This window comes from Pseudomonas sp. MPFS, from assembly GCF_022537035.1.
Lineage (GTDB): Bacteria > Pseudomonadota > Gammaproteobacteria > Pseudomonadales > Pseudomonadaceae > Aquipseudomonas > Aquipseudomonas sessilinigenes.
In genome coordinates this window covers 6,554,429-6,578,557 of sequence record NZ_CP066123.1, presented here as the reverse complement: position 1 = coordinate 6,578,557, position 24,129 = coordinate 6,554,429, and the positions used below count along the sequence as shown (strand labels likewise).

General features: G+C 63.4%; 23 protein-coding genes and 1 riboswitch. Of the genes, 10 read left to right on the top strand and 13 right to left on the bottom strand.

Annotated features, from left to right (window positions below; genetic code table 11):
* The first annotated feature begins 82 nt into the window (after window positions 1-82).
* Window positions 83-700, top strand: a complete 618-nt coding sequence (locus I9018_RS30245; RefSeq protein WP_031320660.1) for a hemolysin III family protein — start codon at window positions 83-85, stop codon at window positions 698-700.
* Between the two features lie 105 nt (window positions 701-805).
* Here I9018_RS30245 and I9018_RS30240 read toward each other — a convergent pair whose 3' ends face one another.
* Entirely contained in the window at window positions 806-1,720 is a 915-nt protein-coding gene (locus I9018_RS30240; protein ID WP_241108217.1) for a LysR substrate-binding domain-containing protein, read from the bottom strand.
* 106 nt (window positions 1,721-1,826) lie between these two features.
* Here I9018_RS30240 and I9018_RS30235 point away from each other — a divergent pair, with 106 nt between their 5' ends.
* The 3 genes from I9018_RS30235 (at window position 1,827) to I9018_RS30225 (ending at window position 4,373) form a co-directional block, all read left to right on the top strand.
* Window positions 1,827-3,068, top strand: coding sequence for a D-amino acid dehydrogenase (locus I9018_RS30235; protein WP_124347182.1), 1,242 nt, complete (start codon window positions 1,827-1,829; stop codon window positions 3,066-3,068).
* A gap of 22 nt (window positions 3,069-3,090) precedes the next feature.
* On the top strand, window positions 3,091-3,441 hold the full coding sequence (locus I9018_RS30230) for a RidA family protein (RefSeq protein WP_124347183.1): 351 nt from the start codon (window positions 3,091-3,093) through the stop codon (window positions 3,439-3,441).
* Between the two features lie 80 nt (window positions 3,442-3,521).
* A complete protein-coding gene (locus I9018_RS30225) occupies window positions 3,522-4,373 on the top strand; it encodes a transporter substrate-binding domain-containing protein (RefSeq protein WP_228022333.1) in 852 nt (283 codons plus the stop codon).
* Window positions 4,374-4,457: 84 nt separating this feature from the next.
* Here the strand turns inward: I9018_RS30225 and I9018_RS30220 are convergent, their stop codons facing one another.
* Both I9018_RS30220 and I9018_RS30215 read right to left on the bottom strand, forming a co-directional pair.
* Window positions 4,458-5,177 (bottom strand): 16S rRNA (uracil(1498)-N(3))-methyltransferase, encoded by a 720-nt coding sequence (locus I9018_RS30220; RefSeq protein ID WP_068576710.1) that lies wholly within the window; start codon window positions 5,175-5,177, stop codon window positions 4,458-4,460.
* A 73-nt stretch (window positions 5,178-5,250) separates the two neighbouring features.
* Window positions 5,251-6,657, bottom strand: coding sequence for an adenosylmethionine--8-amino-7-oxononanoate transaminase (locus I9018_RS30215; protein ID WP_068576712.1), 1,407 nt, complete (start codon window positions 6,655-6,657; stop codon window positions 5,251-5,253).
* 303 nt (window positions 6,658-6,960) lie between these two features.
* On the opposite strand from I9018_RS30215, the gene I9018_RS30210 reads away from it, so the two are divergent.
* The gene (locus I9018_RS30210) at window positions 6,961-7,512 is read left to right on the top strand and encodes a cytochrome b (protein WP_068576713.1); all 552 of its coding nucleotides are present in this window, start codon (window positions 6,961-6,963) and stop codon (window positions 7,510-7,512) included.
* 32 nt (window positions 7,513-7,544) lie between these two features.
* Window positions 7,545-8,141, top strand: coding sequence for a YceI family protein (locus I9018_RS30205; protein ID WP_031320659.1), 597 nt, complete (start codon window positions 7,545-7,547; stop codon window positions 8,139-8,141).
* 182 nt (window positions 8,142-8,323) lie between these two features.
* Here the strand turns inward: I9018_RS30205 and I9018_RS30200 are convergent, their stop codons facing one another.
* The 4 genes from I9018_RS30200 to ahcY form a co-directional block, all read right to left on the bottom strand.
* A complete protein-coding gene (locus I9018_RS30200) occupies window positions 8,324-10,192 on the bottom strand; it encodes a DEAD/DEAH box helicase (protein WP_241108216.1) in 1,869 nt (622 codons plus the stop codon).
* 224 nt (window positions 10,193-10,416) lie between these two features.
* Window positions 10,417-11,232, bottom strand: coding sequence for a transporter substrate-binding domain-containing protein (locus I9018_RS30195; protein ID WP_124347184.1), 816 nt, complete (start codon window positions 11,230-11,232; stop codon window positions 10,417-10,419).
* 120 nt (window positions 11,233-11,352) lie between these two features.
* A complete protein-coding gene (gene metF / locus I9018_RS30190; protein ID WP_068576719.1) occupies window positions 11,353-12,198 on the bottom strand; it encodes a methylenetetrahydrofolate reductase [NAD(P)H] in 846 nt (281 codons plus the stop codon).
* A gap of 189 nt (window positions 12,199-12,387) precedes the next feature.
* Window positions 12,388-13,797, bottom strand: a complete 1,410-nt coding sequence (ahcY, locus tag I9018_RS30185) for an adenosylhomocysteinase (RefSeq protein ID WP_068576721.1) — start codon at window positions 13,795-13,797, stop codon at window positions 12,388-12,390.
* 21 nt (window positions 13,798-13,818) lie between these two features.
* A riboswitch (S-adenosyl-L-homocysteine riboswitch) is annotated at window positions 13,819-13,925 on the bottom strand.
* Between the two features lie 199 nt (window positions 13,926-14,124).
* Between ahcY and I9018_RS30180 the strand changes: the two genes are divergently transcribed.
* Complete coding sequence (locus I9018_RS30180) at window positions 14,125-14,529, top strand: hotdog domain-containing protein (protein ID WP_068576722.1); 405 nt, start codon at window positions 14,125-14,127, stop codon at window positions 14,527-14,529.
* 54 nt (window positions 14,530-14,583) lie between these two features.
* On the opposite strand, the gene I9018_RS30175 is transcribed toward I9018_RS30180, so the two are convergent.
* A complete protein-coding gene (locus I9018_RS30175) occupies window positions 14,584-15,843 on the bottom strand; it encodes a sodium:proton antiporter (protein ID WP_068576723.1) in 1,260 nt (419 codons plus the stop codon).
* 316 nt (window positions 15,844-16,159) lie between these two features.
* Between I9018_RS30175 and I9018_RS30170 the strand changes: the two genes are divergently transcribed.
* The gene (locus I9018_RS30170; protein WP_241108215.1) at window positions 16,160-16,993 is read left to right on the top strand and encodes an EamA family transporter; all 834 of its coding nucleotides are present in this window, start codon (window positions 16,160-16,162) and stop codon (window positions 16,991-16,993) included.
* A 35-nt stretch (window positions 16,994-17,028) separates the two neighbouring features.
* Window positions 17,029-17,412: an MAPEG family protein gene (locus I9018_RS30165; RefSeq protein WP_241108214.1), complete on the top strand. Its 384-nt coding sequence runs from the start codon at window positions 17,029-17,031 to the stop codon at window positions 17,410-17,412.
* Window positions 17,413-17,462: 50 nt separating this feature from the next.
* Here the strand turns inward: I9018_RS30165 and I9018_RS30160 are convergent, their stop codons facing one another.
* Complete coding sequence (locus I9018_RS30160) at window positions 17,463-18,647, bottom strand: murein transglycosylase A (RefSeq protein WP_241108213.1); 1,185 nt, start codon at window positions 18,645-18,647, stop codon at window positions 17,463-17,465.
* A 130-nt stretch (window positions 18,648-18,777) separates the two neighbouring features.
* On the opposite strand from I9018_RS30160, the gene I9018_RS30155 reads away from it, so the two are divergent.
* Window positions 18,778-19,227 (top strand): cytochrome c, encoded by a 450-nt coding sequence (locus I9018_RS30155; RefSeq protein ID WP_068576734.1) that lies wholly within the window; start codon window positions 18,778-18,780, stop codon window positions 19,225-19,227.
* 70 nt (window positions 19,228-19,297) lie between these two features.
* Here I9018_RS30155 and I9018_RS30150 read toward each other — a convergent pair whose 3' ends face one another.
* From I9018_RS30150 to I9018_RS30135, 4 genes are all read right to left on the bottom strand, one after another.
* Window positions 19,298-19,693, bottom strand: coding sequence for a DUF1090 domain-containing protein (locus tag I9018_RS30150; protein WP_241108212.1), 396 nt, complete (start codon window positions 19,691-19,693; stop codon window positions 19,298-19,300).
* Between the two features lie 118 nt (window positions 19,694-19,811).
* Window positions 19,812-21,479, bottom strand: coding sequence for an NAD-dependent DNA ligase LigB (gene ligB, locus I9018_RS30145; protein ID WP_241108211.1), 1,668 nt, complete (start codon window positions 21,477-21,479; stop codon window positions 19,812-19,814).
* Between the two features lie 221 nt (window positions 21,480-21,700).
* Window positions 21,701-22,891, bottom strand: a complete 1,191-nt coding sequence (gene metK, locus I9018_RS30140) for a methionine adenosyltransferase (RefSeq protein WP_068576739.1) — start codon at window positions 22,889-22,891, stop codon at window positions 21,701-21,703.
* An 18-nt stretch (window positions 22,892-22,909) separates the two neighbouring features.
* Window positions 22,910-23,905, bottom strand: coding sequence for a metalloregulator ArsR/SmtB family transcription factor (locus I9018_RS30135; RefSeq protein WP_124347187.1), 996 nt, complete (start codon window positions 23,903-23,905; stop codon window positions 22,910-22,912).
* Window positions 23,906-24,129: the final 224 nt, after the last annotated feature.

Here is a 24,129-nt window from a genome sequence, read left to right as displayed (position 1 = left end):
CAGCGCTGCCCCAATGGACATATAGCGTGTTCAAGCTGCAGGCCGAGCCTGCGTACTTTTATGTTTTCAGGGTGAGTGACCGATGTATCACGGAGAAAGACTCAACGCCTGGACCCACCTCTTGGGAGCGGTCGCGGCGTTTATCGGCGGTATCTGGCTGGTGGTGCTGGCCAGCCTCGACGGCAGCCCGTGGAAGATCGTCGGAGTGGCGATCTACGCCTTCACCTTGCTGGTGCTCTACAGCGTGTCCACGGTCTACCACAGTGTGCGCGGGCGGGCGAAAAACATCATGCAGAAGGTCGATCACTTCTCGATCTACCTGCTGATCGCTGGCAGCTATACGCCGTTCTGCCTGGTGACCTTGCGCGGGCCCTGGGGCTGGACCCTGTTCGGCATCGTCTGGGGCCTGGCCTTGATCGGCATCCTGCAGGAGATCAAGCCGCGTTCCGAAGCGCGGGTCCTGTCCATCGTGATCTACGCGGTGATGGGCTGGATCGTGCTGGTGGCGGTCAAGCCGCTGCTCGCGGCATTGGGGCCGGCGGGCTTCACCTGGCTGGCGGCGGGTGGGGTGCTGTACACCGTGGGGATCATCTTCTTCGCCCTCGACAACCGCCTGCGCCACGCCCACGGCATCTGGCACCTGTTCGTCATCGCCGGCAGCCTGCTGCACTTCGTCGCCATCCTGTTCTATGTGTTGTGATCGGCGCGCGCCTCATCGTTCAGCGCGGGTAGCCTCGCTCATACAGGTACGGCGATCTCTGTGTAGGAGCGAAGCTTGCTCGCGATGAGGTCCTGACCGGCCGCCTCAATCGGCGGCCATCAACCGATCCAGTTGTTCCTGGGCCTGCCCGCCAAAGATCTCCAGCAAGCTGCTCAAGGTGTGGGGCGGCGGTTCGGCGGCCCGGGTCACGGCATACAGGGTGATGGGCAGCGACGGGCTCAGGGGGCGGATCACGGTGCTGGCCGAGGAGGCGCCCAGGGCGGTGAACGGATCGATCAGCGCCAGGCCGGCGCCGGACTCCACCATGGCCCGGGCCAGGGAATAGGTCTGCACTGCGATGCTTACCCGTGGTGGTGGCTCCACGGCCTTGAGATAGCCGTCGAGCCGGGCCGACAGCGGGTCGGCGCTGCTCAGGCCGATCAGCGGTGCGTCCGCCAGTTCTTGCAGCGCCAGGGGCTGGCCCAGGCTGCCATCGGGCCAATAGCCGCGTGGGGCCAGGGCCACCAGCACACCCTGGGCCAGGGCCTGGCCGTTCAGGCCGGGGTGATCCGGGCGTTGCAGGGTCAGGGCTACATCGATTTCGCGCATCAACAGGTTCTGCACCAGTTCGCGGCTGTGGGCGCTGGACAGCTCGCAGAGGCTGTCCGGGTAGCGCCGAGTCCACTCGCTGATGGCCGGCGGCAGCAAGGCCAGGGCCAGGGCCGGGGTGGCGCCGATGCGCAGGCTGTGGCCCGGCGCCCGGCGCAGGTTCTGGGCCAGGCGGCGCACGCCCTGCAGGCTCTCGCTGACCTTGTCCACTTCCCGCTCCAGCTCCAGGGCTTCCGGGGTCGGTTGCAGCTTGCCGCGCACCCGCAGGAACAGCGGGAAACCCAGCTGCAGCTCGGCGTGCTGCAGCACTTTGGTCACTGCCGGTTGCGAGACGTGCAGCAGTTGCGCGGCACCGCTGATGGAGCCGGTCTGGCGGATGGCCTGGAAGATCTCGATATGACGAAGGCGCATGGCAAGTCCATAACCTTTGTTTATGGGTGGTCCATCTTTATTCATTGTCCGGCGCCTGTCACCTGCCCCTAACCTTGGGCCATCGAACATCAGCTCAGGGGCAGTCATGAGTCAGCGGGTTTGCATCATCGGTGGTGGCGTCATCGGCCTGGCCAGCGCCTATGCCCTGGTCCGCCAAGGCCTGGAGGTGACCCTGGTGGAAGCCCAGGACAGCCTGGGCAGCCAGACCAGCTTCGCCAACGGCGGCCAGCTGTCCTATCGCTACGTGGCACCGCTGGCCGATGCCGGTGTGCCCTGGCAGGCCCTGGGCTGGATGCTCAAGGGCGATTCGCCGCTGCGCCTGCGGCCACGCCTGGACCCGGCGCAGTGGCGCTGGCTGGCGGGGTTCCTGGGGGCTTGCCGGCACTCGGTGAACCAGCGCAATGGAGCCCATTTGCTGCGCCTGGCGCTGCTCAGCCAGGAGACCCTCAAGACCTGGCGCGAAGCCGACGGCCTGACGGATTTCGACTGGCGGCGCAACGGCAAGCTGGTGACCTTCCGCGAGGCCGGCAGTTTCGAGCACGCCCGGCACAACCTGTCCGACCCGCGCCAGCAGCAGGTGCTGACGGGAGCCGAGTGCGCCAGCCTGGAGCCGGCCCTGGGCGATGCGCCCTTCATCGGTGGCATCTATACCCCGGACGAAGAGGTGGCCGACTGTCACGCCTTCTGCCAGCAGCTGGCGGCGCGCCTGCGGGCGTCCGGACGTTGCGAGATCCTCCTCGGGCAGCGGGTCCGCGGTATCCGGCACCAGGGCGACCGGGTGCAGGCCATCGACCTGGGCGAGCGCCAGCTGGCGGTGGACCACCTGGTGCTGGCCGCCGGGCACCGCAGCCCCGAGCTGCACCTGCCCGGGCTCAAGTTGCCGCTGTACCCGCTCAAGGGCTACAGCCTCAGTGCGCCCATCGGCCCGCAGCACCGGGCGCCGGAAATCAGCATCACCGACTACAACCGCAAGATCGTCTACGCGCGGATCGGCCAGCAGCTACGGGTGGCGGCCATGGTCGATATCGTCGGCTTCGACCCGGCCCCGGACCCCGGGCGCCTGGCCCTGCTGCGGCACCAGGCGGCGCAGACCTTCGCCCATGCCGGCGATTACCAGGCCGCCGTGGAATGGGCCGGCATGCGCCCGGCGACCCCCAGCGGCGTGCCACTGGTGGGGGGCACTGCCTACCGCAACCTGTGGCTCAACCTCGGCCATGGCGCGCTGGGGTTCACCCTGGCCTGTGGCAGTGGCCAGTTGCTGGGCGAACTGATCGGCCAGCGTCCCACCAGTATCGACATGCAGGGCCTGGCGCCACGCGCCGCCTGAGTCATCACCAGGAGTGTTTCCAATGAGTATCCAGCGTCTGCATAGCAACAACCGCCTGAGTGGCGCCGTGACCTTCGCCGAACTGGTGTTCCTTTCCGGCCAGGTGCCGGGGGCCAGCCAAGACATCGCCGGGCAGACTCGCGAGGTCCTGGAGAAGATCGATGCGCTGCTGGCCGAGGTCGGCAGCGACAAGGACCACGTGCTCAACGCCACCATCTACCTCAAGGACATCCAGGCGGATTTCGCCGGCATGAACGAGGTGTGGTCGGCCTGGCTGTCCCCCGGCCTGGCACCGGCGCGCACGACTTTGCAGGCGGCCCTGGCGCGCCCGGAAATCCTCGTCGAAATCAGTATCATCGCCACCCGTCGCTGAAGCACCTTCAACCCCAACGGAGAATAACAATGCACAAGATCACGTTGCTCGGCTGCACCCTGGGCCTGCTGTTCAGCGCCATGGCCCAGGCCAACGAGGCGCCCCTGGAGGGAACCCTGGCCAAGATCGCCAACAGCGCCAGTATTACCTTGGGTTATCGCGATGCCTCGGTGCCGTTCTCCTACGTGGGGGACAACAGCGGCAAGCCCATGGGTTATTCCGTGGAGCTGGCGGGCAAGGTGGTGGAGCGTATCCAGCAGCAGCTGCAGCTGCCCAAGCTGGCGGTGAAGTACAACCTGGTGACCTCCCAGACCCGCATCCCGCTGGTGCAGAACGGCACCGTGGACCTGGAGTGCGGTTCCACCGGAGTGACGGCCGAGCGCCAGAAACAGGTGGCCTTCTCCTATGGCTTCATCTACGTCAAGGGCCAGTTGCTGACCGCCAAGGACAGCGGGATCAAGAGCTTTGCCGACCTGCGGGGCAAGAACGTGGTGACCACCGCCGGCACCACCAACGAGCGCTTTCTCAAGAGCTACAACGTCGAGCACAAGATCGACATGTTCGTGATCAGCGCCAAGGACCACGGCGAAGCCTTCCAGATGCTCCAGTCGGGGCGCGCGGCGGCGTTCTACATGGACGATGCGCTGCTTTATGGCGAGCGGGCCAAGGCCCGTGATCCGCACAACTGGATCGTGGTGGGCGAGGAGCAGTCGCGGGAGATCTACAGCTGCATGGTGCGCAAGGACGACCCGCAGTTCCTGGCCCTGGTCAACACCGCCCTGGGGGACCTGTACCGCTCCGGCGAGATCAACGGGATCTACCAGCGCTGGTTCGAGCAGCCGATCCCGCCCAAGGGGCTGAACCTGGAGTTCCCCATGACCAGCGAGCTGAAGGCGATCATCGCCAAGCCCACCAGCGATCCGGTGCAGTAACGCCGTCCCGCGGCCTGCCGGCTGTTGTAGGAGCCAGGCTTGCCGGCGATGGGCGCCACGGTGTGTCAGGCAAAGGCGGTGGGGTTAGAAGTCGCCCCAGAGCTGCTGGGCCACGGCCAGGGCTACCACTGGCGCGGTTTCCGTACGCAGTACCCGTGGACCCAGGCGCGCCGGCAGGAAACCGGTGCCCTGGGCCTGTTCGACTTCGGCGTCGGACAGGCCGCCCTCGGGGCCGATCAGGAAGGCCAGGGTCCCCGGGCGGGCGTGGCTTTCCAGTGGCTGGGCCACTGGGTGCAGCACCAGCTTGAGGTCGGCAGCGGTCTGCTTGAGCCAGTCCGCCAGCAACAGTGGCGGGTGGATCACCGGGACCTTGGAACGCCCGCATTGCTCGCAGGCGCTGATGGCCACCTGGCGCCAATGCAGCAGGCGCTTGTCGGCCCGTTCATCCTTGAGGCGCACCTCGCAGCGTTCGCTGAAGATCGGGGTGATCTGGTCGACACCCAGCTCGGTGGCTTTCTGGATCGCCCAATCCATGCGTTCGCCACGGGACAGGCCCTGGCCCAGGTGGATATGCAGCGGCGACTCGGGCTGGCCGGCGAAGCTCTCGTCGAGGCTGATCCGCACGCGCTTCTTGCCCACCTCCACCAGGGTGCCGCGAAACTCCTGCCCCGAACCGTCGAACACCTGCAACGCATCGCCCTCGGCCATGCGCAGCACCCGTGCGATGTAGTGGGCCTGGGCTTCGGGCAGCTCGTGCTCGCCAAGGCTCAGGGGGGTGTCGATAAAGAAGCGGGACAATCTCATCTGCGGTCTCTGTTGAAGTCGGATCGATGGGGTGTGCGGGTGCGTGGCCTGTGCGACCACGCTCGGGCGGGCCTCAGCCCGGGTCGCGAAAGCCCGGGTGGAAGTCCTTGGGCACCGCCATGCTGACGCTGTCCCGGGTGGCGATGTCGATGCCTTCGCTGGCTACTTCGGCGAGGAAGTCGATCTGCTCCGGGGTGATCACGTAGGGCGGCAGGAAGTACACCACGCTGCCCAGCGGGCGCAGCAGGGCACCACGGCTCAGGGCGTGTTCGAAGACCTTCAGGCCACGGCGTTCCTGCCAGGGGTAGGCGGCCTTGCTGGCCTTGTCCTGGACCATCTCGATGGCCAGCGCCATGCCGGTCTGGCGGATCTCGGCGACGTGGGCGTGGTCGGCCAGGTGCGCGGTGGCGCTGGCCATGCGCGCGGCCAGGGCCTGGTTGGCCTGGATCACGTTGTCCTGTTCGAAGATGTCCAGGGTCGCCAGCGCCGCAGCACAGGCCAGCGGGTTGCCGGTGTAGCTGTGGGAGTGGAGGAAGGCCCGCAGGGTCGGGTAGTCGTCGTAGAACGCCTGGTACACCTTGTTGGTGGTCAGGCAGGCGGCCAGGGGCAGGTAGCCGCCGGTCAGGGCCTTGGACAGGCACAGGAAGTCCGGACGGATGCCGGCCTGCTCGCAGGCGAACATCGTGCCGGTGCGGCCGAAGCCCACGGCGATCTCGTCATGGATCAGGTGCACGTCGTAGCGATCGCAGGCCTCGCGCAGCAGCTTGAGGTACACCGGGTGGTACATGCGCATGCCGCCGGCGCCCTGGATCAGCGGCTCGACGATCACTGCCGAGATCGTCTCGTGGTGTTCGGCCAGGGTCTGTTCCATGGCGGCGAACATGTTGCGCGAGTGTTCTTCCCAGCCCATGCCTTCGGGGCGGTGGTAGCAGTCGGGGCTGGGCACCTTGATGGTGTCCAGCAGCAGGGCCTTGTAGGTCTCGGTGAACAGCGGCACGTCGCCCACCGACATGGCGGCGATGGTCTCGCCGTGGTAGCTGTTGGTCAGGGTGACGAAGCGCTTCTTCGCCGGTTTGCCGGTGTTCTGCCAGTAGTGGAAGCTCATCTTCAGCGCCACTTCGATGCACGACGAGCCGTTGTCGGCATAGAACACCCGGTCCAGTCCGGCAGGGGTCATGGCCACCAGGCGCTCGGACAGCTCGATCGCCGGCTGGTGGCTGAAGCCCGCCAGGATCACGTGTTCGAGTTGGTCGACCTGGTCCTTGATGCGTTGGTTGATGCGCGGGTTGGCGTGGCCGAACACGTTGACCCACCAGGAGCTGACGGCGTCCAGGTAGCGTTTGCCCTCGAAATCTTCCAGCCAGACGCCTTCGCCACGCCGGATCGGGATCAACGGCAGTTGTTCGTGGTCTTTCATCTGGGTGCAGGGATGCCACAACACCGCGAGGTCGCGTTGCATCCACTGGTTATTCAGGCCCATGTACAGTCTCCTGGAGGCGCTCGCGAAAAACGCGGGCAAACGATCGGGCAAGCCTATGCAATGCATGGCCGTGGGACAACCTGTTGTGCGAGGTGGTGCACTCGAGCAAAGACGCAGGCAAAAGGGGACAAGGCACTGGAAGAGGAGGTGGCCGGCAAGGCACGTGGGGGGCTTAATCTTTACTTAACTCGCTCAGTCCAGACTATCGATCGTTTTTCTCGATATTTCAAAGCGAAAATTTCCGCTTTAATTCGATAGGTAAATCGCTAGTCTTGGTCAGCGTTTCTTACAGGATGCAAGTCAATGCAGTTACGTAATTCTTCTTCGCGCTACGGCTGGGTCAGCATTGTGCTGCACTGGGGCGTTGCCCTGGCGGTGTTCGGGTTGTTTGCCCTGGGCCTGTGGATGGTCGGCCTCGACTACTACAGCACCTGGCGCAAAGACGCACCGGACCTGCACAAGAGCATTGGCCTGACACTGTTTGCAATCATGTTGTTGCGGGTGTTGTGGCGGTTGGTCAGCCCACCGCCACCGGCACCGGCCAATCATGGACCTCTGACGCGCCTGGGGGCCAAGCTGGGACATGCGTTCCTGTACCTGGGCCTGTTCGCGGTGATGATCGCCGGCTACCTGATCTCCACTGCCGACGGCGTGGGTATCCCGGTGTTCGGCTTGTTCGAAATTCCTGCCCTGGTATCCGGACTACCGGACCAGGCAGATGTAGCAGGTGTGGTGCATTTGTACCTGGCCTGGGTGCTGGTAGTCTTTGCCGGCATCCATGGACTGGCTGCCTTGAAGCACCACTTTATCGATCGTGATGCGACCCTGACTCGTATGCTGGGCCGCAAAGCCTGATGTTCAACCTTGACTCGAAAGGAATAGAAAGCATGTTGAAAAAGACTCTCGCCGCTCTGGCAATCGGATCTGCTGTATTGGCGGCCGGTCAAGTGATGGCAGCGGACTACGTAATCGACAAGGAAGGCCAGCACGCCTTCGTCGACTTCAAGATCAGCCACCTGGGCTACAGCTTCATCACCGGTACCTTCAAGGACCTGGACGGCAAGTTCAGCTTCGACGCGGCCAAGCCTGAAGACGCCAAGATCGAAGTCAACGTGCGCACCGCCAGCGTGTTCACCAACCACGCCGAGCGCGACAAGCACATCACCAGCAAGGACTTCCTGGACGCTGGCAAGTTTGCCGACGCCAAGTTCGTCTCCACCAGCGTCAAGCCAACCGGCAAGAACGCCGATGGCAAGTTGACCGCTGACGTAGCCGGCGACCTGACCCTGCACGGCGTGACCAAGCCTGTAGTGGTCAAGGCCACCTTCCTGGGTGAAGGCAAGGATCCATGGGGCGGCTACCGCGCTGGCTTCGAAGGCACTACCAGCATCAATCGCCAGGACTTCGGCAAGATGATGGACCTGGGCCCGGCGTCCAACAACGTCGACCTGTACATCACCTTCGAAGGTGTGAAAGCCAAGTAATGCTTCGCCTGTAGCCGCCGCTGCAGGCTGTTGCCATTGGCGCGCTCGCACCCATGGCACGCACAAGAAAACGCCCCCGGCCCAAAACCGGGGGCGTTTTTTATCGCCTGGCCGTAGTTTCCCGTACACCAGCAAAAACGCCCCGGATCTCACGATCCGGGGCGTTTTGCATTGCAGCTCGCTTAGCGGTTACGCGTCAGCAGCGCTGGTTTTTCGCCCCGTGGGCGGCTTGGCAGCTGGTCGAGCTGTTCAGGCGTCGGGAAGCGATCGACCTTGGACTCCTTGTGCATGATCTTCGGCTGGACGCTCCGAGGGTTCTGCACCGCTGGCTCCTGGCGGCCCTGGTCGTCACGGCCACGACGGTTACGCGATTCGTCGCGACGGCCTTGGCCATCACGGGAAGCGCCACTGCGCGGGCCGTTGCGTTTGGCCGGCGTGCCGCCGTTGCTGTTGCTGGCACTACCACCGCCACCACCATTGCGCGGGTTGCCATTGCGACCCTGGCCACCACCACGGGGGGCATTGCCTCCGGCGCCCTGGCCCTGGCTCGGGGCACCGGGACGACGGCCGCGGCCTTGCTGGTTGCCCTTGTTCTGGTAGGGGCTGACGTAGTCGGCGCGGTTGCCGAAGTTGTCCACGTCGTCGTCGAGGAATTCGTCCGGTGCCCGGTCAGGGCGAGGCGTCGGCTGGCGCTGCTCGCGCGAGGCGGCATTCTCGCGAGGCTTTTGCTCGCGGGGCTGGCGTTCGCCGCGGGCTGGTTTGTCTTTACCGCCCTTGTCCTTGCCCTTGTCCTTGCGGCCACCGCCGCCACCGTTCGGGTTATCGCCACGAGGGGCGCGGGCGCTGCGCGAATTACGGGTGTCCGGACGCTCGCGCACTTCCGGCTTCTCGGCTTCCACCGCGCTGGCATCGAAGCCCATCAGGTCGCCGTCGGCGATCTTCTGCTTGGTCATGCGCTCGATGCTCTTGAGCAGCTTCTCTTCGTCCGGGGCCACCAGGGAGATGGCTTCGCCCGAACGACCGGCCCGGCCAGTACGGCCGATGCGGTGGACGTAGTCTTCATCGACGTTGGGCAGTTCGAAGTTGACCACGTGGGGCAGTTGGTCGATATCCAGGCCGCGGGCGGCGATATCGGTGGCCACCAGGATCCGCACTTCGCCAGCCTTGAAGTCGGCCAGGGCCTTGGTGCGGGCGTTCTGGCTCTTGTTGCCGTGGATCGCCATGGCGCTCAGGCCATGCTTGTCCAGGTACTCGGCCAGGCGGTTGGCGCCGTGCTTGGTACGGGTGAACACCAGGACCTGTTCCCAGGCACCAGCGGTGATCAGGTGTGCCAGCAGTGCCCGCTTGTGGCTGGCCGGCAAGCGGAAGACCCGCTGCTCGATCCGCTCGACCGTGGTGTTCGGCGGCGTGACTTCGATGCGCTCCGGGTCATGCAGCAGCTTGCTGGCCAGGTCCGTGATGTCCTTGGAGAAGGTCGCGGAGAACAGCAGGTTCTGGCGCTTGGCCGGGAGGCGGGCAAGGACCTTCTTGACGTCATGGACGAAGCCCATGTCGAGCATGCGGTCGGCTTCGTCCAGGACCAGGATTTCCACGTGGGACAGGTCGATGCTGCCCTGGCCTGCCAGGTCCAGCAGGCGGCCGGGGCACGCCACCAGCACGTCGACGCCACGGGCCATGGCCTGGACCTGCGGGTTCATGCCGACACCACCAAAGATGCAGGCACTGACGAACTTCAGGTCGCGGGCGTACAGCTTGAAGCTGTCATGCACCTGCGCGGCCAGTTCGCGGGTCGGGGTCAGGACCAGGACGCGGGGTTGGCGTGGGCCATGGCGCTGGGATTTGTCCGGATGACCGTTGGGAAACAGCCGCTCCAAGATCGGGAGGGCGAAACCGCCGGTTTTACCAGTACCTGTCTGTGCCGCAACCATCAGATCGCGACCTTGCAACACGGCGGGAATGGCCCGCTGTTGCACCGGAGTAGGCTGGGTATAGCCGGCTGCTTCGATAGCGCCGACTAAAGCCTCGGAGAGACCGAGGGAAGCAAAGGACATGAGTAATCCTGTTTTAGTGAGGGCTTGGCCCAAAGGGATAATCTTGCCTGGCGCGAATGGCGTTCAAGAGGACGCAATCCCGTCCGGTCCTGCTGGCCTGAAGAGCCATCCACCAAAGGCTCGCGCGGGGCCGGCTGGCTGCGCCGTAGCGTGGTGGAGATGCCTTGAACAGGGTCCAGCGTCCGGGCGTGAGCCTGGCGGGAGGCCGGAGTATAGCAGAGCATTTAGTGTCCGCTGCTTTCCTGCTGCTCAACGGTTTTTCCCGACTCGCGAGTCGAAGACGATCTGACCGGTGGCAAGACGGGTTCCGCCCCGTACTTGGCACTCAATTCAGCGTAGGCCGGTTCGCGCTTGAACCGCTTGAGTTCGGCGCCAAAGCGTTGCACCAGCAGATCCATGCCAGCGTTGCGGCGTACAGCCAGGTATTGGTTCTGACGGCTGATGACCAGCGGATTCTGGCTGATCTGGTCGCGGATGCCCAGGGTGTCCAATAGGTGTTGGCCAACCCGCCGGTCGGTGATCAGCAGGTCGATCCGCCCCAGCAGCAACTTGCCGAAGTTGGCCTCGTGGGTTGGTGCAGGTTCACGATTGAACAGGGTGGAGTTGCTGAAGTCGTCGCTGTACAGGTAGCCGGGCGAGGTGCCGATGGTCAGGCCTTTGAGTTCCTTGAGTTGCTTGAACGGATGCGGATACCGGTTGGCGTAGAACATCACGAATTCGACTTCGGACAGCGCTTCGCTGGGGTAGAGCAGGGTGCTGTCGCGCTGGTCGCTGTGGAAAATGTCCAGGGCGCCGTCGGCCTGGCCAGTCTCCAGCATCGCCAGGCAGCGTTTCCAGGGCAGGAACTGCCATTCCACCTCGATGCCCAGGCGCTGGAAGACAATGGCGGTGGTTTCGTAGTCCAGCCCCAGGGTCTTGCCGTTTTCCTCATAGACATAAGGGGCCCAGGGTTCGGTGACGATGCGCAGCTTCTCGCCATGGGCGGTAAGGCTCAGGCAAGCGCAGAGTAGGGCTGTCAGCAATTGGGCGATAACGGACATTGCTGGAGAGTACGCCGAGAGATCATGCAAATGCTAGGGGCGGTTCCAGGCGCTCTAGAGCAGGCCTGGCACCAATGAAAAGGCCCCTGTTCACACTGGGGCCTCATCGGGTATTGCGGGTCAGCGTGGCAGCTTCAGGTTGTTCCAGATCGCCAGGCTCGGATCAGCCTGGTTCAGGGTGTAGAAGTGCAACCCTGGTGCGCCACCTTGCAGCAGGCGCTCGCACATTTCGCTGATGGCTTGCTCGCCAAACGCCTGGATGCTGGCGCTGTCGTCACCGTAGGCCTCCAGTTGCTTGCGGATCCAGCGGGGGATCTCGGCGCCGCAGGCGTCGGAGAAACGCGCCAGCTTGCTGTAGTTGGTGATCGGCATGATGCCCGGCACGATCGGGATGTTAACCCCCATCTTCTGTACACGATCGACGAAGTAGAAGTAGCTGTCGGCGTTGAAGAAGTACTGGGTGATCGCGCTGTCGGCACCGGCGTTGGCCTTGCGCACGAAATTTTGCAGGTCGTCCTCGAAATTGCGGGCCTGCGGGTGCATTTCCGGGTACGCCGCGACTTCGATGTGGAAATGACTGCCGGTCTCTTCGCGAATGAACGCCACCAGGTCGTTGGCGTGGCGCAGCTCGCCGCTGGCCATGCCCATGCCCGAAGGCAGGTCGCCGCGCAGGGCTACGATGCGCTTGATGCCGGCCGCCTGGTATTGCTGCAGCAGGCCGCGCAGGTCGTCCTTGCTGTCGCCGACACAGGACAGGTGTGGTGCCGAGGGGACTTTTACTTCGCTCTCCAGCTGCAGCACGGTATTGACCGTACGATCGCGAGTCGAGCCGCCGGCACCGTAGGTGCAGGAGAAGAAGTCAGGATTGCAGCTGGCCAGCTGGCGGGCAGTGGCAAGCAGTTTTTCATGTCCAGCATCGGTCTTGGTGGGGAAGAACTCGAAGCTGTAGCGACGGTCTTGGGACATGGAGGGAACCTCCAGCTACAAGCTGCAAGCTGCGAGCGGCAAGAGAAGCGGAGGTGCGCTCGTCTCTTGTGCCTGGAGCCTGGAGCCTGACACTGTTTTGGCAAATTGGGGCGAAGCCGCGGGCTTCGTGCGGCAAGGTCGGCTTTTGGCCTTTACTTGCCGCTTGAAGCTCAAAGCTTGCAGCTGCTCTTAGTACCGGTAAGCGTGCGGCTTGAACGGGCCTTCGACGGTTACGCCGATGTAGTCGGCCTGTTGCTTGGTCAGCTGAGTGACCACGCCACCGAAGCCGCGAACCATTTCCAGGGCCACTTCTTCGTCGAGCTTCTTGGGCAGCACTTCAACAGTCAGTCGCTCGGCTTTCTGGGCTGGCGACAGGTCGGCGTACTTCTGGCCGAACAGGAAGATCTGGGCCAGGACCTGGTTGGCGAACGAACCGTCCATGATGCGGCTTGGGTGGCCGGTGGCGTTACCCAGGTTCACCAGGCGGCCTTCGGCCAGCAGGATCAGGTAGTCATCGTTCTGTGGGTCGAAATCGCCGTGGCCGGTACGGTGGATCTTGTGTACCTGCGGCTTCACTTCTTCCCATGCCCAGTTCTTGCGCATGAAAGCGGTGTCGATCTCGTTGTCGAAGTGACCGATGTTGCAGACAACGGCGCGCTTCTTAAGGGCCTTGAGCATGTTCGCGTCGCAAACATTGACGTTACCGGTGGTGGTCACGATCAGGTCGATCTTGCCCAGCAGGTCTTTGTTGATGCTCGCTTCGGTACCGTTGTTGATACCGTCGATGAACGGCGAGACCAGCTCGAAACCGTCCATGCAGGCTTGCATGGCGCAGATCGGGTCGACTTCGGTGACCTTGACGATCATGCCTTCCTGGCGCAGGGACTGGGCCGAGCCCTTGCCCACGTCACCGTAGCCGATCACCAGGGCTTGCTTGCCGGACAGCAGGTGGTCGGTACCACGCTTGATGGCGTCGTTCAGGCTGTGACGGCAGCCGTACTTGTTGTCGTTCTTGCTCTTGGTCACCGAGTCGTTGACGTTGATCGCAGGAACCTTCAGCTCGCCCTTGGCCAGCATGTCCAGCAGGCGGTGCACGCCGGTGGTGGTTTCTTCGGTCACGCCGTGGACGCGTTCCAGGACAGCAGGGTATTTCTTGTGCAGCAGCTCGGTCAGGTCGCCGCCGTCGTCGAGGATCATGTTGGCGTCCCAAGGCTTGCCGTCCTTGAGGATGGTCTGCTCCAGGCACCACTCGTACTCTTGCTCGGTCTCGCCTTTCCAGGCGAAGACCGGGATACCGGCGGCGGCGATGGAGGCAGCGGCCTGGTCCTGGGTCGAGAAGATGTTGCAGGACGACCAGCGAACCTCGGCACCCAGGGCAACCAGGGTCTCGATCAGCACGGCGGTCTGGATAGTCATGTGGATGCAGCCGAGGATTTTCGCACCCTTGAGCGGCTGTTCAGCCAGGTACTTGCGACGCAGACCCATCAGGGCCGGCATTTCCGACTCGGCGATGATGGTTTCGCGGCGGCCCCAGGCAGCCAGGGAAATGTCGGCGACTTTGTAATCGGTAAAATCTGCAGGCGTGTTGACAGCGCTCATGAAGAGCCTCCATTCGTAATGTGCGAATGGGCGCCGTTGTGCGTTTAGTGTCCGTACGGGAAGTCCCGTGCCGACAACGCCCCATCCGAGCCTGACAGGCCGAGCCTGCTGCAGCGCCCCTCGGACAGGTGGCGGGAAAACGGTATCAAGGGTAGATGACCGTTTCGAAACGGTGGCGATTATAGCTGGCTGGGCCAGACTTCCCAAAGTGTTTCTGCGGCCTGGATGAAGTTCCTCAATCGAGACCATAGTCGAGGTTGCATAGAGCACGGCTGCCCGGTCTGCCATCATGCCGGGCATCAAATGGCAGGACGGTCAGGAGTGAACATGAATTTCCACACCCGCAAGTGGGTAAAACCCGAAGACCTCAACCCCAACGGCACGCTGTTCGGCGGCAGCCTGCTGCGCTGGATCGACGAAGAGGCGGCGATCTACGCCATCGTCCAGCTGGGCAACCAGCGCGTGGTCACCAAGTACATTTCGGAAATCAACTTCGTCAGCGCCTCGCGCCAGGGCGACATCATCGAACTGGGCATCACCGCCACCGAGTTCGGTCGGACCTCCATCACCCTGACGTGCGAAGTGCGCAACAAGATCACCCGCAAGTCGATCCTCACGGTGGAGAAAATGGTCTTCGTCAACCTGGGGGAAGATGGTTTGCCGGCGCCCCATGGTCGTACCGAGATCAAGTACGTCAAGGACCAGTTCAAGGACGACGCCCCCGTCGCCTGACGCCTCTTGCCCATGCGCGGCGGGCCCGCTCGCCCGCTACGCATGGACCATCGGTCAGTGGGTTTCGGCCTGTGCCTTCGGCGCGTCGCTGGTGACATGGCGTACCAGCTTGCCGATGGTCAGGCCCTGCAGCAGGATCGACGACAGCACCACGATGTAGGTGATGCTCAGCACCAAATCGCGCTCCGGGCCGGCAGGCAATGCCAGGGCCAGGGCCACCGAGACGCCGCCGCGCAGGCCACCCCAGGTCAGCACGCGGATGGTGCCGCGGGGCACGCTGCGCCAGCGGCGCAACAGCAGGATCGCCGGGGCCACGGTAAGCAGGCGCGAGGCGATGATGGCCACTGCCAGCAGGCTGGCAGCCGCCAGGTGCAGCCAGTTGAATGGCAGCAGCAACAGTTCAAGGCCGATCAGTGCGAACAACAATGCATTGAGCATGTCGTCCAGCAATTCCCAGAAACCATCCAGGTAGCGCCGGGTCATGTCGTTCATCGCCAGGTTGCGTCCCAGGTTGCCGATGATCAGGCCGGCTACCACCATCGCGATGGGCGCCGAGACATGGATCTCGCTGGCCATGGCCGACCCACCGATCACCAGGGCCAGGGTCAGCATCACCTCGATCTGGTGCTGCTCGATGCTCTTGATCATCAGGTACACCAGGTAGCCGATCAGGCCGCCGAACAGTACGCCGCCAATGGCTTCATGCACGAACAACCAGGCGGTGGCGCCTACGGTGGGGGTTTCGCCCAGTTGCGCGATGCCCAGCAGCACGGTGAAGACCACCACCGCCGTACCGTCGTTGAACAGCGATTCGCCAACGATGGTGGTCTTCAGCGGCTTGGAAGCGTTAGCGGTACGCAGTACCCCAAGGACCGCGATCGGGTCGGTGGGGGAAATCAGCGCGCCGAACAGCAGGCAGTAGAGGAAACTCACGTGCCAGCCGAACAGGCCGAAGACCCAGTAGGCCAGGCTGCCGATGACGAACGTGGCGATCAGCACCCCGACAGTCGCCAGCAGGCCGATGGGCCAGCGATAGCTGCGCAGGTCGTTGAGGTTGACGTGCAAGGCGCCGGCGAACAGCAGGAACGACAGCATCCAGTTCATCAGCAGGTCGCCGAAGTCGATCTTGCCGATCAACTCCTCGATGTGTTCCTCGAGGCCGGGATAGCCAAGGAAGGTCAGGCCCTGCAATAGCAGGGAAAAAAGTAGTGCAGTGACCATTACGCCGATGGTCGGCGGCAGGCCGATAAAGCGGAAATTGACGTACGTCAGCAGCGTCGTCAGGCAGATGAAGGCAGCGACAAGTTCAAGCATCCGGACTCCTTTGGATGATCACAGGAAAAACAGCCTGAAGTCTTTCAGGCCAAGGGTTTGATGTCCCGGTGCCTGAGAGGGGCACAGTTGGCTGCGGCGAGAAGGTCTCGCTACAAGGCATTGGCGTTCAATCGACACATTGACCGCAGCCAGGCCGCGACGTTGCAGGTGCGTCAAGAAAAGTCGCGGCACAAGGCCATGCTGACGAACCTGGCAGTAGGGTTGCCAAAAGAACAATAGTCCGTGCACCCGGGTCCGGGGGCATGCGAGGATCCCAGGCTTTCGGTGATCGCGCCCAGGACAGATAGGGAGTGGGGTGTTGGCGACGACTCTGGTCTTGATAGCAGCATTGCTGCATGCCACATGGAACACCCTGATCAAGTTCAGTGGTGAGCGTGTGCTGGTGGTGGCCTGCATGGATTGCGTGGCGCTGCTGTTCGTGGCGGTCATGGTGCTGTTCATGCAGTGGCCGCCCATGGAGATCTGGCCCTGGATCCTGGCTTCCGCAGCCTTCGAGCTCCTGTATCGCTATCTGTTGATCCAGGCGTACCGAGTAGGCGACCTGGGCCTGGTCTATCCGCTGATGCGCGGGCTTTCACCCTTGGTGGTGCTGGCGCTGACCCTGGTTTTTGCCGGCGAGGAACTGAGCACCCAGCAGATACTCGGCATCCTGTTGATTCCCTTCGGCATGCTTTGCCTGCTCTGGCAGGGTGGAGGCGGTGCACGCTTGCCCTGGAGCATGTTGCCGGTGGTGGCGCTGATTGGCCTGTGTATCGGTTGCTACACCTATATCGACGGCCAGGCCCTGCGTCGCTGGTCCCGCCCGCTGGATTACCTGGCCTGGGTCACGCTGCTCAGTGCCTGGCCTTTTCCCCTGGTGGCGGTGGTCTGGAAGCGTCCGGCCTTTGTCCTGTTCTGGCGTGAGCAATGGCGTCTGGGGCTGGGCGTCGGCCTCTGTGTGCTATTGAGCTACGCTCTGGTGCTTTGGGCCATGCAGTTGGGCTCCATTGCCGAAGCCGCTGCGTTGCGTGAGGTCAGTGTGATTTTGGTGGTGCTGTTCGGCATGCGCTACCTGAAGGAACCCTTCGGCCGGCCCAGGCTATTGGCTTGTGGCCTGGTGCTGATCGGCATGTTGGTGATGAAGCTGTAGACACTTCCTAAAAACTCTAAAAAAGGATTTGCGCAATGACTGTCGCGTTCTGGTGTGTATTGATCGCCATTTTCCTGCCTTACCTGGGGACGGCCGTCGCCAAGGGTACTGGCCGTTATGGACTGCGGGACAACCATGACCCCCGTGACTTCCTGGACGGCCTGGAAGGCGTCGCAAGGCGTGCGAATGCCGTGCAGCTCAACAGCTTCGAGGTGACTCCGGCGTTTGCTGCCGCAGTACTCGTGGCCCATGTGGCGGGCAATGCCCAGCTGGTGACGATCAACGTGCTGGCGGTGCTGTTCATCACCAGTCGCCTGCTGTACATCATCTGCTACCTGGCAGACTGGGCCGTGCTGCGTTCCCTGGTGTGGTTCGTGGGCATGGGGCTGATCGCCAGCTTCTTCTTCGTCTCGGTGTGAGTCAGGTCCGGCCTGCCGATCGCGTTGTCGGCAGGCCGGTTATCCTGGCGTCATGGAGCGTTGGCGACTTGCGGTACCTGGGGCAGCGGCATGCCCTTGGGCCAGAGCATCCAGATCTGGCCTGGCTGCTTCATGTCGCCGGCCAGTTGCCCGGCCGCATCGCCGGTGCCCCAGAACAGGTCGGCGCGTACTTCCCCGGTGATCGCGCCGCCGGTGTCCTGGGCGGCTACCGGGCGTACCAGGCTACTGCCGTCGGGGCGGGTGGTGGACAGCCACAACAGGCTGCCCAGGGGAATCACCTTGCGGTCCACGGCGACGCTGTAGCCCGAGGTCAGGGGGACGTTCAGCGACCCCCGTGGCCCCTCGTTGCTGTCCGGGTTGCGGTTGAAGAACACATAGCTCGGGTTGCTCCCCAGCAACTCGGGAATCCGCGCCGGATGGGCCTTGGCCCAGGCGGCGATGGTGCCCATGGTCACGTCTTCTTTCTTCAGTTCGCCCTGGTCCACCAGCCAGCGACCGATCGGGCGGTAGGGGTGGCCGTTCTGGTCGGCATAGCCGATCCGCAGCTGGCGACCGTCGGCCAGCTGGATGCGCCCGGAGCCCTGGACTTGCAGGAACTGCAGGTCCATGGGGTCGGTCAGCCAAGCGATGACCGGTGCCTTGACGCCCTTGCTCTCGATGCTCGCGGCATCGTCATAGGGCTTGAGTACCCGACCTTCAAGACGACCGCGCAGGCGCTTGCCCTTGAGTTCGGGGTAGATGCTGTCCAGGGCGACGACGATCATGTCGTCCGGCACGCCATAGACCGGCACGTTGGCCACCTGGGTCTGGGTCAGGCTGCCGGGATACACCGGCTCGTAGTAGCCGGTGATCAGGCCTGTGGTGCTCCCGCTTCCGGAGCGCAGGCCGTAGACCTGCAGGTGCTCCTTGAGAAAGCCACGGATCGCTTCAGGGGTCTGCGCTACGTTGGTCGCTGCGGCGCAGGTCGCGCCCCAGACCTGATCGGCCTTGAGCCGGGTGCAGGCGCTGCGCCAGGAACCGAAGCCGGCCAGCAGGTCGTTGTCGGCAACCTCCGGCAGTGATTCCCAGGGCGCGCTGTTATAGGTCGCCAGTGCATGGGTCTGCGGTTGCGCCGGTGGCTGGTCGCTGCCGCCACCATTGCACCCGGCAAGCAGCGCCAGGGCCGGAATGGTCCAGAGCCAGTGGCGGCGCCAGTGGGAAAAGCTCGGGTTCATGCTGTGTTTCCTTCAGGGAAAGGCCCACGCCTGTGGCGGGGGACAAACCATATTGTTAATAGGGCTATTGGTCTTTATCCGGGAGGCGAGGATACTGGCCGCCGTTCCCGTGACCTGACCTGAAGCCACCATGACGTTAAAAAGACTCTCTGTTGTATTGCTGGCCTGCCTGACGCTTTCCGCCTGTGGCGGTGTCGATCCCAACTCCCCCTTGGGTCAGCGCAAGGCAATCTTCAAGCAGATGCTCAAGACCGGCGAGGACCTGGGAGGCATGCTCCGCGGGCGCATTGCATTCGATGGTGCGCGTTTCGCCGAGGGTGCCGTGAAGCTGGACAGCCTGTCCCATGAGCCCTGGAAGCATTTCCCTGCGGTCAAGGAAGAGGACCACACCAGCGCCACTGATGATGTCTGGCGTCGGCAGGCACGGTTCCAGGAATTGGCCCGCACCCTGGAGGCGGCCACCGGTGAGCTGGTGACGGTCAGCCAGGTCCAGCCCTACAAGGCCAGCAACCTGGGGCCGGCAGTACAGAAGGTCGAGGATGCCTGCAGTGCCTGTCATAAGGAGTTCCGCAATCACTGACCGCAGGTCTCGGTGCAAGGACCGCGATGGGGCCTTGCACTGGCAGCCTGCGTGGCCACGATCAACTCGATTACTTGTCCAGTTCCTCCAGGGCTTGCTGCAGTTCCTTGCGTGACTCGGCGAGCTTGTCCTTGCGCTTGTTGATCTTCTCCGAGTCGCCTTTCTTCATGGCCTTTTCCAGGTCTGCCTGACGTCGGCTGACTTCGTGCTTGGCATCCAGGACCTTGTTTTCCCGTTCTTTTTTCAGCGAGGCATCGGTGCAGTGGGTCGTGACCTCGTCCAGGACACGCTCCAGGCCAGCCTGCTGCTCGCTATTGCCGTGGGCCTTGGCCTGTTCGATCTGGGCCGAAATGGCCTGGCGCTTGGCCGCGCAGCCGGTCAACTCCGGGGTTTGCTCCGCAGCCAGCAAGGGGGCGCTCATCAGGCAGAACAAGCTCAAGGCGGCAAGCGATGAGAAAACTTTCATTGAAGGCTCCAGGTGAAGATGATCAAAAAATAACCAATTGAAAATACTGGGTTCATGCCGGAATGAGTTGTTGGAGCTCATTCCTGGCTGGGCGGTTCAACAGGCCCGGGATGACAGGTTAAAAACCTTCGACTCCTGCAGTGTTCAGTACGGCACGCAAGGCCAGCACTTGAGGGGCGCGAAAGAACGCCTCCAGCTGTGCGGCCCGATGTGCGCCAACCATGGCTTCGCCTTGCCAATCCTGGCGACTCTTGAGCGCCAGTTCCGACCATGGGCGACTCAGGTCGGCGGAGCCGCTGGGCGGTAGGCCCAGGGCCTTCAACCAGCGGGCGAAGGGTCTTTGTCTTGCGCTGGCCAGGCTTTCGAGCAGGCGAGTGCCACTGCGTTCACCGAAGCCGGCCATGTTAACAAGCTCTGCCTGATCGAGGGTCAACCAATCCAGCAGGCCCTTGATACGTCCTGTTTCCACGAGCCTGGCCCAGGTCTGTTCGCTGATATTGGGCAAATCAAGGCCATGCTTGCCGCTGAGCCAGCCTAGGCGCGCCAGGAACTGGCTCTCGCAGCCGGCAGAGGGATGCCAGCAGCTCAAGGCATGGAAGTCTTCCTGGGCGGGGGCCTGGACCACCTGGCGCTGCGTGCTCCTGAGCATCACGGCGTCCAGTCGCGGGATGGTCAGCCCGGCGAGACTGATCGCTACCTGATCGCCAGGCGCGATGTCCAGGGTGCGCCAGCGTTGCAGCGAACCTACGCTGACCCGGCGGATCTGCCGGTCATCCAGGATCACCGGTTCGATCTCCAGTACCGGGGTAATGCGCCCGGTACGGCCAATCCTGAATTGCACCTGGCGCACGCTGGCCAGCGCTTGGGCATAGGGGTATTTCCAGGCGGCGATCCAATGAGGTGCCCGAGGCTGCCAGCGCTCGGCTGGCGGGCGCCGGCTCTGGCGCAGGATGATGCCGTCGCTGGCGAAGGGAAGGGGTGAGCGGTACCAATGCTCGCGCCACTGTCGGGCTTCGTCGAATCCGTCGATGGGCCGGCTGTACTCGCGCCCTTCGGGAAACCCCAGGCGCGCCAAGCGTTCCAGGCGCTCTTCCTGGGTATCGGGGCCTTGTGGCCAATCCCAGACGAACAGGCCGACTTGTGCCGCCTCTGCGCTCGACAGGTGCTTGCGTGCCATCCAGCCCGCTATCTGGCTGCGTGCGTTGCGGCTCCCGCTGCGTTCTTGCACATGATCATCCAGGCGCTGATACAGCTCTGCCTGCAGGACCAGGTCCCGGGGGTCGGGCAAGCGTTGGGGAATGGCCGGGATCCGTCGTGCCGCAGTGCTCCAGTCGTGGCCGTGGAGGCCATCGCCCCGGCTCAGCATCTGCTGGAGCCGGCCTTGGCGGTAGATCAGGGTCACGGCGACACCGTCGATCTTCGGTTGTACCCAGACATCCTTGCGTGGCTTGAGCCAGAGCTGCACGGCATTGGCGTCGGGTAGCTTTTCCACCCCGGTATGGGCAATGGGATGGGCCATGCTGCCCCGGGCGCTGGCCAGGGGCGACTCCTGGGCCGGGGGTACGCCTGGGAAGCAGCGCCGCAAGGCCTCCAGGCGCTGGCGTGATTGGTCGTACAGCTCGTCGGCTACCAACGACAGGCCATCACGGTGATAGCTGATATCCCAGTGCTGGAGCTGTTGGCGCAGGGTCGCTATTTCCCGCTCAGCCTGCGGCACTGGCCAGTCAGGGCAGCGGGCCTGGGCCAGTGTCGATAGGAAGATCAGCAGCAGGAGTATGGTCGGCATGGCGAGCGTCCTTGCCCGGAATGGTCATGCCTGAAGGTTAGGTGGCTGCGCAAAGGGCATCGCCAGCAGGTGTTTGCGGGGTGTTTCATCGCTCTGGTGCGATAGGGTTCTGGCCAGGTGGTCCCGTATTGGCCGGGGTTTCAAAGCCGATAGGGGAAACCTGTGGCAACAAAAAGCCCCGCCGGGCGAGCCGGGCGGGGCTTGGGTGTCGCGTTGGGAGATTACAGGCCGGCTGCGGCGCGCAGGGCCTCGGCGCGGTCGGTCTTTTCCCAGGTGAAGGTGGTGAAGGTGTCTTCGCCCACGGTCTTGGTCTGCGGAGCGCGGCCGAAGTGACCGTAGGCTGCAGTCTCCTGGTACATCGGGTGCAGCAGGTCGAGCATGGTGGTGATCGCGTAAGGACGCAGGTCGAAATGCTCGCGTACCAGCTTGATGATCTTGTCATCGCTGATCTTGCCGGTGCCGAAGGTGTTCAGCGAGATCGAAGTCGGCTGGGCGACGCCGATGGCGTAGGACACCTGGATCTCGCAACGCTCGGCCAGGCCGGCAGCGACGATGTTCTTGGCCACGTAGCGACCGGCATAGGCTGCCGAACGGTCGACCTTGGATGGGTCCTTGCCGGAGAACGCGCCACCGCCGTGACGGGCCATGCCGCCGTAGCTGTCGACGATGATCTTGCGGCCGGTCAGGCCGCAGTCGCCCACTGGGCCACCGATGATGAACTGGCCGGTCGGGTTGATGTGGAACTGGGTGTCCTTGTGCAGCAACTCGGCTGGCAGCACGTGCTTGACGATCAGTTCCATGACGCCTTCGCGCAGGTCGCTATAGGAAACTTCCGGGTTGTGCTGGGTCGACAGCACGACCGCGTCGATGCCCACCACGATGCCGTTTTCATAGCGGCAGGTGACCTGGGACTTGGCGTCCGGACGCAGCCATGGCAGCAGGCCCGACTTGCGAGCGTCGGCCTGGCGTTGCACCAGCTGGTGGGAGAAAGCGATCGGTGCTGGCATCAGCGCCGCGGTTTCATTGCTGGCATAGCCGAACATCAGGCCCTGGTCGCCAGCGCCCTGGTCTTCAGGCTTGGCGCGATCGACCCCCTGGTTGATGTCGGGGGATTGCTTGCCAATGATGTTCATCACACCGCAAGTGGCGCCGTCGAAGCCGACATCGGAGCTGGTGTAGCCGATGTCGCAGATGACGTCGCGAACGATCTGCTCCAGGTCGACCCAGGCACTGGTGGTGACTTCACCCGCGACGATGGCGACGCCGGTCTTGACCAGGGTCTCGACCGCTACACGGGCGTGCTTGTCCTGGGCAATGATGGCGTCCAGTACCGCATCGGAAATCTGGTCGGCGATTTTATCCGGATGCCCTTCGGACACGGACTCGGAGGTGAAAAGGGAGTATTCGCTCATCTCGACGGTTTCCTAAATTTACCGATGGTGAGTGTTGCCAGCCGGTCGCTGAAAATGACGGACCTGGATCTGGAAACCATTACGTAAGCCCACATAGAGGCTGTCCCCGGGAGTCAGTCCCGCAGCGGTGGCCCAACGGGCCAGATCATCTTGTTCGAACCCTAGCCAGAGATCACCACAGGCCTCTCTGGCCCAACTCTGATTGTGGCTGCACAAGTCTGTCACCAGCAGGCTGCCGCCTGCTTGCAGCAATTGCGCCATCTGCTTGAGGGCTTCGGCTGGCGCGGCGAAGTGGTGCAGGACCATATTCAGCACGACGCAGTCGGCCTTGAGCTGCACACCCTTCAATGCATCGGCCAATTGCAGATTGACGTTAGCCAGTGTTTCGCGTTCGCACAGCTGGCGTGCCAGTTCCAGCATCGCCGGGCTGTTGTCCAGGGCAGTCACCTGGGCAAAGCGCCGAGCCAGGTCGGGGAGGAAGCCGCCGTCGCCGGGGCCGACCTCGATGGCCGTGGCCGAGGGCTTGAAGCCCAGTTTGTCCAGCAAGGCCAGGACGCTCTCGCGATACTGGGGCAGTCCCGCGATCAGGTCCTGCTGGGCGCGGAATTTCTCCGCTACCCGGGAAAAGAAATCTTCACTGGCGGCTGCCCGCTGCCCATGCACCAGGCCGATCCGTGACTGGACGTCGGTCGGTAGCGGCAATTGGTCGACTTCATCCAACAGCGCTGAATGCAGCCTGCCACCCAGCAGTTCGGTGTGGGGCAGGGCACGGCGATAGAAAATCGCATTGCCTTCGCGGCGGGTGGCCACCAGGCCGGCCTGGGCCAGGACCTTCAGGTGATGGCTCATGCCCGACTGGCCGGTGGCGAAAATCTGCGCCAGTTCCAGCACGCCGAATGAATCGTTGCTCAGGGCACGCAATACATTGAGACGTAAGGGATCGCCGCCAGCCTTGCACAAGGCTGCCAGGTCATCGCAATCGTCTTGGCCAATCGAGGGTGCGTGCAGGTTCATGGAAACGCAGTCTAGTGATGCCCGAAACAGCCTGCAAGGCCAATATCAAAAAGTTTTGATATTGCAGTGCTCGGTGCCCATGCCAGAGCAGCGGGACACTTTTATAGGCCGTGCTGTCAGGGTTTGGCCGGTCGCTGGCGCCAATGTCCGTGGGAAAAACGCTGCTGAGTGACTATCTGTGATTGCCCCCGCCTGGCGCCTGAGGGAAAATGCAGGCCTTTTTT

What these genes read in the sequence shown, in the direction of transcription:
- I9018_RS30240 (WP_241108217.1), bottom strand. Translation starts at nt 1,720, where the DNA reads ATGCGCCTTCGTCATATCGAGATCTTCCAGGCCATCCGCCAGACCGGC.
- I9018_RS30135 (WP_124347187.1), bottom strand. Translation starts at nt 23,905, where the DNA reads ATGAACCTGCACGCACCCTCGATTGGCCAAGACGATTGCGATGACCTG.
- I9018_RS30160 (WP_241108213.1), bottom strand. Translation starts at nt 18,647, where the DNA reads ATGAACCCGAGCTTTTCCCACTGGCGCCGCCACTGGCTCTGGACCATT.
- I9018_RS30210 (WP_068576713.1), top strand. Translation starts at nt 6,961, where the DNA reads ATGCAGTTACGTAATTCTTCTTCGCGCTACGGCTGGGTCAGCATTGTG.
- I9018_RS30205 (WP_031320659.1), top strand. Translation starts at nt 7,545, where the DNA reads ATGTTGAAAAAGACTCTCGCCGCTCTGGCAATCGGATCTGCTGTATTG.
- I9018_RS30225 (WP_228022333.1), top strand. Translation starts at nt 3,522, where the DNA reads ATGGCCCAGGCCAACGAGGCGCCCCTGGAGGGAACCCTGGCCAAGATC.
- I9018_RS30155 (WP_068576734.1), top strand. Translation starts at nt 18,778, where the DNA reads ATGACGTTAAAAAGACTCTCTGTTGTATTGCTGGCCTGCCTGACGCTT.
- I9018_RS30215 (WP_068576712.1), bottom strand. Translation starts at nt 6,657, where the DNA reads ATGGGCCTGAATAACCAGTGGATGCAACGCGACCTCGCGGTGTTGTGG.
- metF (WP_068576719.1), bottom strand. Translation starts at nt 12,198, where the DNA reads ATGTCCCAAGACCGTCGCTACAGCTTCGAGTTCTTCCCCACCAAGACC.
- I9018_RS30165 (WP_241108214.1), top strand. Translation starts at nt 17,029, where the DNA reads ATGACTGTCGCGTTCTGGTGTGTATTGATCGCCATTTTCCTGCCTTAC.
- metK (WP_068576739.1), bottom strand. Translation starts at nt 22,891, where the DNA reads ATGAGCGAATACTCCCTTTTCACCTCCGAGTCCGTGTCCGAAGGGCAT.
- I9018_RS30235 (WP_124347182.1), top strand. Translation starts at nt 1,827, where the DNA reads ATGAGTCAGCGGGTTTGCATCATCGGTGGTGGCGTCATCGGCCTGGCC.
- I9018_RS30180 (WP_068576722.1), top strand. Translation starts at nt 14,125, where the DNA reads ATGAATTTCCACACCCGCAAGTGGGTAAAACCCGAAGACCTCAACCCC.
- I9018_RS30230 (WP_124347183.1), top strand. Translation starts at nt 3,091, where the DNA reads ATGAGTATCCAGCGTCTGCATAGCAACAACCGCCTGAGTGGCGCCGTG.
- ligB (WP_241108211.1), bottom strand. Translation starts at nt 21,479, where the DNA reads ATGCCGACCATACTCCTGCTGCTGATCTTCCTATCGACACTGGCCCAG.
- I9018_RS30245 (WP_031320660.1), top strand. Translation starts at nt 83, where the DNA reads ATGTATCACGGAGAAAGACTCAACGCCTGGACCCACCTCTTGGGAGCG.
- I9018_RS30195 (WP_124347184.1), bottom strand. Translation starts at nt 11,232, where the DNA reads ATGTCCGTTATCGCCCAATTGCTGACAGCCCTACTCTGCGCTTGCCTG.
- I9018_RS30175 (WP_068576723.1), bottom strand. Translation starts at nt 15,843, where the DNA reads ATGCTTGAACTTGTCGCTGCCTTCATCTGCCTGACGACGCTGCTGACG.
- I9018_RS30220 (WP_068576710.1), bottom strand. Translation starts at nt 5,177, where the DNA reads ATGAGATTGTCCCGCTTCTTTATCGACACCCCCCTGAGCCTTGGCGAG.
- I9018_RS30200 (WP_241108216.1), bottom strand. Translation starts at nt 10,192, where the DNA reads ATGTCCTTTGCTTCCCTCGGTCTCTCCGAGGCTTTAGTCGGCGCTATC.
- I9018_RS30150 (WP_241108212.1), bottom strand. Translation starts at nt 19,693, where the DNA reads ATGAAAGTTTTCTCATCGCTTGCCGCCTTGAGCTTGTTCTGCCTGATG.
- ahcY (WP_068576721.1), bottom strand. Translation starts at nt 13,797, where the DNA reads ATGAGCGCTGTCAACACGCCTGCAGATTTTACCGATTACAAAGTCGCC.